Source organism: Bradyrhizobium sp. AS23.2 (genome assembly GCF_001908185.1).
GTDB lineage: Bacteria > Pseudomonadota > Alphaproteobacteria > Rhizobiales > Xanthobacteraceae > Bradyrhizobium.
Genome location: NZ_LGHM01000237.1, coordinates 1 through 10845 on the forward strand (window position 1 = coordinate 1; position 10845 = coordinate 10845).

The following is a 10845-nucleotide window of genomic DNA, read 5'->3' on the forward strand; positions in this document are numbered from 1 at the left end:
TGCGCGTCACCGTGGTCTCCACGATCGCCAGCCAGCCGCCGATGATTGCCGATGAGCTGCGCCGCCAGGCCGACGTCTTCACCGACCTCGTCGAGCTGCAATCCAAGCTTGGCCGCGACCCGTCCGAACGCCCCGCCCCGCGTGACCGCAGCGAGCGCGAGGGACGCGGTCATCTACCGAAGTTCTTACAGGAACCGAAGGGGAATGCCCCTCAAGAGTGAGCTCTGCTCGGGTGGCCCGGTCGCCGCCCCCGCCTTGGCACCCCTCTTGCTGCACTACGCCCAAAGCCAAGCCCCTCAGCGGGGTTTGTTTCAGATTGAGGCGATCACATGCAGCCAACGTCCCGTTTCGATGCGACCATGCCCCTGCACCTCCACGCTCTCATCTCCGACCTGCAGTGGCGGGTTCAAATGTTGGACGCCGACATCCAGGACGAGGAGCGAAAGGCCGGCGATGCCGACCCAACCAGCCTCACCTACCCTATCCTGGCGCTGACACTGAGAGCCCGCCGGGACAACCTCCGAACATCGATCGCGATGTTGGAGAGCCGGTTCGCGCGTTCCTCTGAGACGATTCTGGCGGCTTAATCCCGTCCCCACGTAAACGGGCGGCGATGCCCAAAGACGGCTTGAGGAAAGCGACGGCTTGATCGCGGGCGGCTATAATCCGCCGATGGCTTCGCCCGATCATGAAGAGCCTGCCCTGCTGGCGCCCCACCGCAAGATCATCCACATCGACATGGATGCCTTCTATGCGTCGGTCGAGCAGCGCGACAATCCAGAGCTTCGTGGCAAGCCGGTTGCCGTCGGCGGCTCCGCGGAGCGAGGAGTCGTGGCCGCGGCGAGTTATGAGGCCAGAAGGTTCGGGGTCCGATCGGCTATGCCGTCGGTCACTGCAAAGCGTCAGTGTCCGGACCTGATCTTCGTTAAGCCCCGCTTCGAAGTCTACAAAGCCATCAGTCGCCAAATCCGCGAGATTTTCGCCGAGCACACGCCGATCATCGAACCTTTATCACTCGACGAGGCCTATCTCGAAGTGACCGAAAACCTTCAGGGCATCCCGCTTGCGCGGGATATCGCCCTGCTCATCCGCGAACAGATCAAAGCCGAGACAGGCCTCAACGCCTCGGCCGGTATCTCCTACAACAAGTTTCTAGCGAAGCTCGCGTCCGATCACCGCAAACCAAACGGTCAGTTCGTCATCTCGCCCGAGATGGGCCGCTCCTTCGTGGAGACGCTGCCCGTTGGTAAATTCCATGGGATAGGCCCGGCGACGAGCACCAGAATGAATGCACTCGGCATCTTCACCGGTCTCGATATGCGCAGCCAGACCTTGGAGTTTATGAACGCGAATTTCGGCAAGGCGGGCGCCTACTACTACTGGATCTCGCGCGGGGTCGACGAACGGCCCGTCCGAGCCAACCGGATCCGCAAGTCAGTCGGCGCGGAAAATACGTTCTCGACGGACCTCATCGAGTTCGATGCCATGGTCGCCGAGCTCACCCCGCTGATCGAAAAGATCTGGCGGCACTGCGAGTCCACTGACACTCGGGGCCGAACTGTGACCCTAAAGGTGAAGTTCGCAGATTTCGAGATCATCACGCGCAGCCGATCCACCCTGTCGGTTGTCGCCAGCGGCCAGGATCTCGCGGAACTGGCCCTCGGCCTACTCCGGGAGAACATGCCCCTTCCGAAGCCAGTGCGCCTTTTGGGAGTGTCACTGTCTTCCCTACAGATCGGGGAAGACCTAGAGCCTCAACTGGATTTCGGCCTCTGACACGGGCTACATTTGCAGCTACCAGCCGTGATGCATGGGAGCCGTAGCCAGAGGATCGAAATACCCAATGCTCGAGAACGACCTAACCTTGGCCGCCATGGCCGAGGCGTTGGCCAAATCCACCGACTATCGAGTTCTTCGGCGCTTGGCTCGTCGGGAGACTTTCGCTCCGTCCAACGGTCAAGCCACGAAGACGGGCATCGTGCTCGACGTTGAGACGACGGGCCTCGATCAGAAGAAGGACGAGGTCATCGAACTTGGAATGGTCAAGTTCGACTATCTAGCCGACGGTCGCATAGCGGGCCTCAAGGATGTCTTCTCGTCGTTCAACGAGCCATCGGTGCCCATACCGCCGGAGGTCACAGCCCTCACCGGCATCACGGCCGAAATGGTCGCCGGCCAGCGGATCGACGAGGGAGCTGTCTCGTCGTTCGTCGGCGATGCAGTGATCGTCATCGCTCACAATGCAGGCTTCGACCGAAAGTTCGCCGAACGCTACTGGCAAATATTCCAGCGAAAAGCTTGGGGATGTTCCGCGACGGAGGTTGAGTGGCGGAAGCACGGCTTCGAAGGCTCGCGCCTCGGCTACCTACTAAACGGAGCCGGCTTCTTTCACCAGGCTCATAGAGCCGTCGATGACTGCCATGCTCTTGTTGAGGTTCTCGCCTTCGAACTGCCGAATGGCGTACCTGCACTGGCTATGCTGCTCGAGCAAGCCCGCAAGAAGACGATGCGGGTCTGGGCGGAGCAATCGCCGTTCGATCTCAAGGACGCCCTGAAGCGGAGGGGCTACCGATGGAGTGACGGCAGCGATGGCAAGCCAAAATCATGGTACGTCGATATTGACGAGAGCAAGCTGGAAGCCGAGATCACGTTCCTCAAGACCGAGATTTATCTTCGCGACGTTGAGCCCCGCTTGCAGACCCTGACGGCGTTCGACCGGTTTTCGATCAGATCTTAGTGGCATGGGCAGGCTTTCGCCATTAGCAATGGCAGGAGATCCGCTAATGCGACTTGGATTTGTCACAGCCGTCGCTCTAGCCATATCGGCGCTCATCACCCCGACCCTCGCCGCCATCGATCCCGCAACGGGGCCTGATGTACATGAGTCAAGCCTCCGGAGACCTCGATCGATTGTTCGTCGTCAGATGATTTGAGACTGATTAGGCGGGCTGCGAAGGGAGGCTCTGGCTCATCAGGGGTTACGCGGAGATCGTCGCATTGGAGATCTTGTTCACGCAAACGACGCCGAGCCAATCATATCAAGTTTTTGCCGTCGATTACGGCGTCAACATAAAATAGTGACGCTGTCCACGGCGCTATCCGCCGCCCAAAAGCCACAGAAGGTACTTGCCGAACCACGCCAAAGAGCTAGAGCAAAGGATGGAGGCCAGTCCGGTCCAAAACCAAGGACGGCCGCGCGCGGCGTTGATCGAGCGCAGATACAGAAACGCCCCGATTAGCGTTCCGTAGTTCCTTCTGAAGTCTCCGTTGAGTTTGACGATCTTCGACAGCTCAGAAGACGCTTCGGCTTCGTGCGGCATAAGGCTGGCTCCGCTTGTCGTAGTTAGGACCAGCACCCTATGAACCATTGTTTTGCCCGACGGCGCAAGTAGAATTTCGGGTTATCGAAAGTACGATCTGACGCACGCGAGCGCGTATTTATCCACATCCGCAACAGGCGGTAGCTCGCGGCCGTTCCTTGCCACTAGGAATCGATAATTTGCGCAGCGCTTACGATACCGCTGTGATCACGGCATGCCGCGCCCTGTCCGCCGCCACACGCCTACGGAAGCCAACGGCCGGCCGACCAAGATCACGCTCGGTCAGATGCGGCGATGGGCGTTCGCGGCGTCCTCGTCTACTGCGCCGACTATCGGTGCGGACAAAACGTTGCGTTGAGCGCGGATCAATGGTCTGACGAGGTACGGTTATCGGATCTTGAGTCGCGTTTTGTCTGCTGGGCTTGCTGTGGACGAGGTGCCGATGTCCGACCACACTTTGATTGGAATACGCCGACTGTGCCAGCTATGGGTTACGGATGAAACTCGCCGCCGAACGTACCTTTGCCAACCCAGAAGCCGCCGCGCGAAAACTCGTCGAGCTCGCGGCTGGCATCGAGCCCGTCCAAGATGGCCGCATCCACATCGAGAAGATCAACGCACCCTTCCTCTACAAGCTCAAGGCCAGCGGACCGGAGTTCGGCGCCGGTATCCAGCATGCGGTTGAGCGCGGCTGGCTCGAGCTGCACGAAAGCGGCACCTATGTACGCTTGCCGAGCGAGAATCGACTGACGACCTAAACTAGATGAAGGGGGCCGCAATTGAGGCGGCCTTATTTTTGGAGCGGGCTTCCGGAATTGAACCGTTCCTCCATCTGGGAAGATGGCGCTCTACCATTAAGCTAGGCCCGCGTGAGCTTGTGCATCGCACAGAGCCCTTACCTGGACCTGACAAATACGAATTAGGCCAACCCCAAATTCAAATTAGGCCACTAAGGGTTAAGACAGGCTCGGCGCTCGGCCCTACTGCTGGCGTCGGCGCTCAGCACGAGCACGCCGTGAGAAGTTACACTATCAGCTTCAGTTCAGACATCGGAAACTCAATCGCGTCACCGGTCCCTGAGACTTCGACATGGGCGATGATGCTCCTGGGCTTTGCTGGTGTTGGCTTCGCGGCGCATCGCCGCCACAATCAGACGGCGCTCAACGCAGTCGAATTGTCAGTTTCAGACTTGAGAGACGGCCCCCGAGCGGTCTCTTTATTTGTAAGTCACGCGTCAGCATCATCAGCGATAAGGCGACTGTGAGGATGCTTTGATGACCGACCCCTTCGCCATATATGCCCTAGTGGTTGTTGCTCTTGCGCTGGGCGTGTGCGTCGGGTACGCCACCCGGGCTGCGATTTCTCGTAGTCGTCGTGCTCGAGCCGGGCGTTAGGGCGGTCTTTTTATTTCAAGGTCCGTCTAAAGTTGCAGTTGCCTAGCCGCGACGGTCCGCTAGCATTACGGGGCGCAAACCTATCAAATCCGCCCTACGCAAACCCCTTCTATCCCACGGGGCCGGTGGTACTAGGCGGGCTCGCAATCGCCTACAGACTAAGTCTGGACCGGCCATTCGCCCGAACTTCGTAGACCTCAAGTGCTTTATTATAGCGCTGCGTATCAAGTTGCCTACCAGCTATCGCCTAGACCAAGACTGCCTCGGCCGTTGGCAGTACTCCTATTCAATTTGCGCGCGGGACCGCGTCAGCACGATCGAAGCGAGGCTTGGACTACTGCCCGCCCGGAAAGTACGTGAGCTTATCGATAGAGCTCTGCGAGTCGCTGAGCATGAGGCCGATGAGAGCCCTTAGTGAAGTCTGGTGTGACGTTTCATGTCAATATTGCATTGGGACCACTATGTGCAGGCACTGCGACATCATCGATAGAAAGATCGAAAGATTGAAGGAGCGCTTCCTTCAGCTTTCGAATTTTGATGAGGAGTCTGCAGTGCAAACCATCAGCGAAATTGCAAAGTTGCGGAGAATGAAGGCTGAGCTTCATTAGCAGCAAAAGGTAGCCCGTCGGCCAACAGCTTGGGCGCCAGTTCGTGAGATCCTGCGGCCGGCCTCTGCCCGATGCGCCCCTAATCTCGGGCCATGACCACTAGAGCGGCCGAGAAGGCCTGGCATAATACTGGCATAATAAAAGGCAGCACCAGCTCAGCGAAGCCATCAAGGCCAAGAGCGTCAAAAGCAGACCTTGTCGAGCTTGGCCGGCTTCGCAGCTATCTCAACCGGGCGGGATGACTTTCCGCACCCACGACGCGCAGTAGCTCGCGCGCGTTCCGGGGACTAAGATCCGGCCGGATTTTAACCGAGGCAAGCCTGCAGGTGGCTCTGTTGACCGACAATTTGGACAAGGTGATCGCGCGGCGCGACTTTGGAATTTCACAAAGTTTGCACGGTCCTAGAAATGCACCAGGCCTCAGACTTCCCCGTTCTCGCAACGCCGCTGAGGAGCCACTCCACATGCTGAAAGACGGCACCTATCGGGCATGGTTCACGACGCATGCTCTGACGACGCGAACGATCGTCGCTGATTGTGCAGCGGCTATTTGGGGATCTCGAATGAGGGGCGGCCAATCTTTGCCGTCAGCTCGGCAATCCGCCTGTCGTCCTTCGCCTTGATCGCCTTTCGAAGCTCCTTCAGGTCTTCTTGGTCAAATCCGGCGCGTCGGCCGGTTGACCTTCAGCGGGAGTCTCCGGGCGCTGGGGCAGACCCCAGTCGCTCCCGAATCTTTGCCTCGATTCCTCCTTAGGTGGACTAAGATCGAGATCATCCCAGCTGCCAGCCAGATCCTTTGCTTGCCGAGGTCGCGGTTTGAGTGGCGGCGGGGGACGTTTCAACTCCTCGAGCGTCTTAATTCCCTGCTCAATCACCCTTTCGGACTGCATCCCGCCGAAGGCTGGCTCTTCGCCAAGGACCTTATGTGCTGCCAGGCGGAGCGCTCCTTTGACAATTACATCCATCCCGTGCTCGCGGAGCCAGTGACGATAGCGCCAATCATCGCCGGAGGCATCAAGCTCTGGCTGCGGTAGCCGGAGCGCCTCCTGCAGCTCCGCAACTGATAGCCCCCGGTCTGCTTCCTCACGAAAATTGATTTGCGTCTCGACGAAGCAAGCAAGGTGACGGATGAGATAGGCTGTCTCTGCGTCAGAGCCAGCCATGCTGCGAAGTAACGCTGCGGCAAACTGGGAAAGCGCTACCTGCGCCTGCTCTTTCAGCCGGTCAGCACGAGCGTTCGGGTTGCCGCTGATGACCCTCAACTTAGGAGGTTTCTCGTCCCCGTTATCGTCGTCGTTGTTTGACATTGACCTCCCTCTCAGAGCAGCCGAGCACAAGAGCGCCTACGTACCGGAAAGGATGCGTCGTACTGCGCGCCCGACCAGCCAAGAGATGAAGGCGCCAACTAAGCAGAAGTAGCCAACCACCTCCAAATAGCTGTAGGTACTCACAATCGCGAAGGGCTGCCCCGTGAACAGGCTTTCGACGGGCGTGAGATAGAATCTTCCGAAGATACCATCTGCTGAGCTGACGGCGCTGAGCACCCCAGCCTATTGAACCATCACTACCGGTCATTAGAGATGCATAGGTGGAAAGCGCTGGAGTAAATCGATCCGCTCGCGCCCGTTAGTGTGGATCAAGGTGAAGAACCGGACGCATCCGGCGATGAGGCGGGAATTCTGAAACAAACGACCGCCCGGAGACGCTCTCTACCTTTACTCAAGATCGATATCAGGCCGCGCTAAGCGACAACTTATTGCGGCGACGATACGCCATGAACCCGACGCCGCTAAAGCCAAGGATCATCATCGCCCACGTCGAGGGCACTGCTACAGTGGAAACTAACGGGGCCCAGCAGGGCAAGTCCCGCGAACAAACCGATGAACCTCAGTTTCATTAAAATCCCCAATTTAAATATTAATTAATAGTTACTATTCTTCGCGATCTGATAGCTGCTTGTCAATGGCGCAACCGATTATCTTCCTAGCGATTGATTGCAGCGACAGCTCAACGAATAGGCGGGCGCATCGCCCGGCGCAGTTTCACCTGCAAAAGCGCCTCGCGAGCAGGATCGACTACCCCGAAAGCATCACTTGGTGCAGGCCTAACAAGTCATGCGCCCGAAAGGCCGCCGGCCCCACGCCCGCCAAGTTAACCTCACAGGCCGGCTCCCTTGAAAAGTCCCCGTCATCAATCTGTCGTCCGTCGGCGGCTATAGCTTCGCCGCTGCAAGGAGCGAACAGGCTCGTTCGCCCACGGACCGCCGCCTCAGCCCGGACGGATTGACGACTTCCGCGTCAAGAAGTGGTGGGTCCAGGCGGGCTTCCCGTCAATGACCTTGGCATGGTCGTCCGAGCCGCCCTGCTCACTCGACCGCCATTGCTCGCCGTCATGCGGTCGATGATCCGGTTGATCTGCGTCGCGCGTGGTCTCAAGTGAACTGACATGGCCTGTAGACGGATAGCGGTCGTGCCGGTCTTCTTGAACGTCCTCACCGCAAACGGATAGAGCGTGCCGGGCTGCAGCCCCGGCCACTCGAGCCGTCGACCATGATCACGGCGCGTCGACACCAGGTCGTCTTGCCTCTCCCACTGCGCTTTACGCGATCGAAGGTGGTGGCAACGATGCACGAGCCGCGCTCAGCGCGACCGGCGGTGGAGCAAATGTCGCCACAACGATCCAGAACACTTCGCTTTCGCTCGCGGCCAATATCGTTTCGATCGTCAGCTCTCTCAAGGCAGGCGGGGCCCGACACATCGTCGTCTGGGATACGCCTAATATCGGCGTAGCGCCCGCCGTGGCAGCGGAACCACCTGGATCGGCTGCGCTCGGATCGTTGTTGGCAACGGACATGAACCTGGCGCTTGCCGCAGCTCTAGCTCCCTTCAACGACGTATCGATCTTCGACATCTACGGCCTTGGGACTTCGATTGCGGCCAACCCATTTGCGTTCGGCTTCAACAATGCAACCGATGCCTGCGGCGCTATCCCGGGCGCCGATTGCAGCCAATACGTCTATTGGGATGGCATTCACCCGACAGCCGCAGCACACCTAGTGATTGCGGATGCGTTCATTGCGCAAGCTGTTCCCGAAACCTCGACCTGGGCAATGTTAATACTTGGCTTTGCCGGTATTGGCTTCATAACTCACCGCCGGCGCAATCAAACGTCCGCGCTCACTGTGGCCTGATACAGCCCCGTCAGAGCAGCAGGAAGACCGCCCGCAAGGCGGTCTTTTTGTTTGGGCTAAACTGGAGCTGCCCCGGAGGTCCGCCTAAAGTTGCGATTGTCCGGCGCCTACGTCCCGGTAGCATCAGTGATGCGCAGGGCTAACAGTCATGCGCCCGAAAGGTCGCTGGCCCCCAAGCTTCCCTCCAAGGCAGCCCTAGGGGGCCGGCGGCCCTAGGTGGGCTTTGCTCGCGGCACGCCGCTTCCTCTTCAGCACGAGATACAGAGACCGTATTCCGGCGCTCTCTTCGGTCTTTTCATTCGTCGCCGCAAGCGCGGCGCACACGAGACTGATAACGTTGTCGAGCGTTCGGATTTAGCTGGTCAACCTCGGCACAATCACTTTCGTAAATTGGATTCTGATGGGTGCCATTGCTTTTATCCGCGGCGCTAGGTGGCAGACCCTCGCGCTTGTTTGCTCGCCCATCAACACGCAGGTCTACAGGTCCGTTTGGTTGGCGAGAGTCGAAACCGCCTTGCGAACGCCAATAGTTTTGCGCCAGCGCAGGGGCAGACGCCATTAGAAAAATCAAGCAAACGGTGAACCGATACATCTCGTCCTCCGGGTTGCTATTCGCAGGAATAGATCGATACGGACGATCTCGTTCCTAACCCAGTCAGGGGCGGCCATGGGGAGTTGCGTTCTCCCCGAGAAAGTGAACCGTCGGATTACGCCAGAATTCAGAACAAGCTGGGCATCGACAAGCTTATCTTGTAACGAACAGATCAATCTGCGGGCGGCTTAATGGTAGAGCGCCAGCTTCCGAGCTGGAGATGCCGGTTCGATCCCGCGCCGCTCGCTCCAAGACATCAGAGCTCCTAGCCTTTCGACACGGACCGATTTAGCTACACCGATCGTGCGGGAATGATGCGGTGTAGGCCACAGGCTTTCAGCCGGGAAGGTCTGCGGCCAGCCAGGTTTCTTCTTTCCGAAACGCCGCTTCTCAAGCAGATCTTGTCGAACTATGTCGAGCAGATCACTGGAGACCGGACGGCGCTGCACAGGAAGCCCTCTAGCATCGGGTGACTTGACCCCCGTCTTTGGCCTCATGTCATGCCGAGCCTACTTACGGAACGTTAGACAGCCAGCCCATCGCGAAGGTCGCGTGGTTCGGCGATCTGGCGTATCGGCCACAGGGCGGCGATGCGCCGACGATCATGAGTATTCTCTAGTTTTCAGCCGTGTGCGGAAATGCCGCAGAGAGCCGAGCGCTTAGATTGGTGAGCGATGTTGACGGTGGTGTTGCCCTAAGACAGTTCTACAGGAATAAATCCCTCTAAATTATTGTGACATCATGCGGATTGCATCGCGTCTAAAATTCCGGGCCACTCTCGCCGCCGCCGCTCTCATTGTTAGCCGGCTGCACCTCACGCTGGCCCAGTTCAACGAGGCGCTGCCCGAGCCTCTTGCGGGCGCCTCTGGCTGATCGACAATTTGGACAAGGAGATCGCGCACCGCGACTATGGAATTTCACCGAGTTTGCACGGTCCCAGAAATGCACCAGTCCTTAACGGTGTTGGCCTCAGACTTCCCCGTTCTCGCAACGCCGCTGAGGAGCCATTCCACATGCTGAAAGACGGCACCTATCGGGCATGGTTCACGACGCCCCTGGGTCAAGGCACCGGCATCGCTCACGTTGCGGGAGACAAAATCTGGGGCTGTGACAGCATTATGAATTATAGCGGCACTTGCCGTATTGAGGGAGATCGATTTACCGCTGTCGTTTACACCAAGCGACACACGCCCGGCCATGCGACCGTCTTCGGCGCCGACCACTCGAAACTGGCAATTGAGGGAACGTATGCCGGCAAGATAGGCCGATATACCGCGACGGCTGAAGATGTCCCGGGAATATTACTCGATGGGACTCTCATCCTCTGCGAAGAGGAGGAGTTCGTCCCAAAGCCAACGGCGCGGGCGCCAGCACTCGATCTCGGCAAGCTCCGTAAGCTTCCCCGACTGCGGACGCGTTAGCACTGCAGCTCGACAAAAGGCTTGCGATATCGCCTAAGGAAAGGCCCGCCAGCGTGAACCGGCAAAGAAAAACCCGCCGGCCTTGTGAACCGACGGGAGTTTGACTGAGATTGCGACCGGGGTGTTCGCCGTCAGATGATTTGAGACAAATTGAGGGACTTCACGAAGGGAGGATTTCTGGTTCATCGTAGCCGCAAGGAGCGAAGATGAAGCCGAAATCCGGACCGGGCAAAGCGCCGGCAGAACGAGTCGTGAAGGATATCCGGCGCCAAACGCGCCGGCACTACTCGGCCGAAGAGAAGATCCGTATCGTGCTGGAG

8 protein-coding genes, 1 tRNA gene and 4 pseudogenes are annotated in these 10845 nt (G+C 58.6%); 9 read left to right on the plus strand and 4 right to left on the minus strand.

Annotation, left to right across the window (positions count from 1 at the left end):
- The 4 genes and pseudogenes from AC630_RS38765 to AC630_RS38780 form a co-directional block, all read left to right on the plus strand.
- A pseudogene (locus tag AC630_RS38765) lies at positions 1–221 on the plus strand (LabA-like NYN domain-containing protein); the annotation flags it as partial.
- Between the two features lie 189 nt (positions 222–410).
- Positions 411–587, plus strand: coding sequence for a hypothetical protein (locus tag AC630_RS38770; RefSeq protein ID WP_502691588.1), 177 nt, complete (start codon positions 411–413; stop codon positions 585–587).
- Between the two features lie 85 nt (positions 588–672).
- A complete protein-coding gene (gene dinB, locus AC630_RS38775; protein WP_074123638.1) occupies positions 673–1776 on the plus strand; it encodes a DNA polymerase IV in 1104 nt (367 codons plus the stop codon).
- A gap of 67 nt (positions 1777–1843) precedes the next feature.
- A complete protein-coding gene (locus AC630_RS38780) occupies positions 1844–2737 on the plus strand; it encodes a 3'-5' exonuclease (protein ID WP_074123632.1) in 894 nt (297 codons plus the stop codon).
- Between the two features lie 358 nt (positions 2738–3095).
- On the opposite strand, the gene AC630_RS38785 is transcribed toward AC630_RS38780, so the two are convergent.
- Complete coding sequence (locus AC630_RS38785) at positions 3096–3320, minus strand: hypothetical protein (protein WP_074123639.1); 225 nt, start codon at positions 3318–3320, stop codon at positions 3096–3098.
- 497 nt (positions 3321–3817) lie between these two features.
- Between AC630_RS38785 and AC630_RS38795 the strand changes: the two genes are divergently transcribed.
- Both AC630_RS38795 and AC630_RS48550 read left to right on the plus strand, forming a co-directional pair.
- Positions 3818–4078 (plus strand): hypothetical protein, encoded by a 261-nt coding sequence (locus AC630_RS38795; RefSeq protein WP_074123633.1) that lies wholly within the window; start codon positions 3818–3820, stop codon positions 4076–4078.
- A gap of 305 nt (positions 4079–4383) precedes the next feature.
- Positions 4384–4464 (plus strand): annotated as a pseudogene (locus AC630_RS48550) (PEPxxWA-CTERM sorting domain-containing protein); the annotation flags it as partial.
- A 1499-nt stretch (positions 4465–5963) separates the two neighbouring features.
- Here AC630_RS48550 and AC630_RS38805 read toward each other — a convergent pair.
- Both AC630_RS38805 and AC630_RS48555 read right to left on the minus strand, forming a co-directional pair.
- A complete protein-coding gene (locus AC630_RS38805; protein ID WP_074123634.1) occupies positions 5964–6629 on the minus strand; it encodes a hypothetical protein in 666 nt (221 codons plus the stop codon).
- 424 nt (positions 6630–7053) lie between these two features.
- Positions 7054–7155 (minus strand): annotated as a pseudogene (locus AC630_RS48555) (PEP-CTERM sorting domain-containing protein); the annotation flags it as partial.
- A 760-nt stretch (positions 7156–7915) separates the two neighbouring features.
- Here AC630_RS48555 and AC630_RS47525 point away from each other — a divergent pair.
- Positions 7916–8512: pseudogene (locus tag AC630_RS47525) on the plus strand (SGNH/GDSL hydrolase family protein); the annotation flags it as partial.
- A 295-nt stretch (positions 8513–8807) separates the two neighbouring features.
- On the opposite strand, the gene AC630_RS44800 reads toward AC630_RS47525, so the two are convergent.
- A complete protein-coding gene (locus AC630_RS44800; RefSeq protein ID WP_143198655.1) occupies positions 8808–9104 on the minus strand; it encodes a hypothetical protein in 297 nt (98 codons plus the stop codon).
- Between the two features lie 179 nt (positions 9105–9283).
- Here AC630_RS44800 and AC630_RS38820 point away from each other — a divergent pair.
- Positions 9284–9355, plus strand: a tRNA-OTHER gene (locus tag AC630_RS38820).
- 762 nt (positions 9356–10117) lie between these two features.
- Positions 10118–10525, plus strand: coding sequence for a hypothetical protein (locus AC630_RS38825; protein ID WP_074123637.1), 408 nt, complete (start codon positions 10118–10120; stop codon positions 10523–10525).
- Positions 10526–10845: the final 320 nt, after the last annotated feature.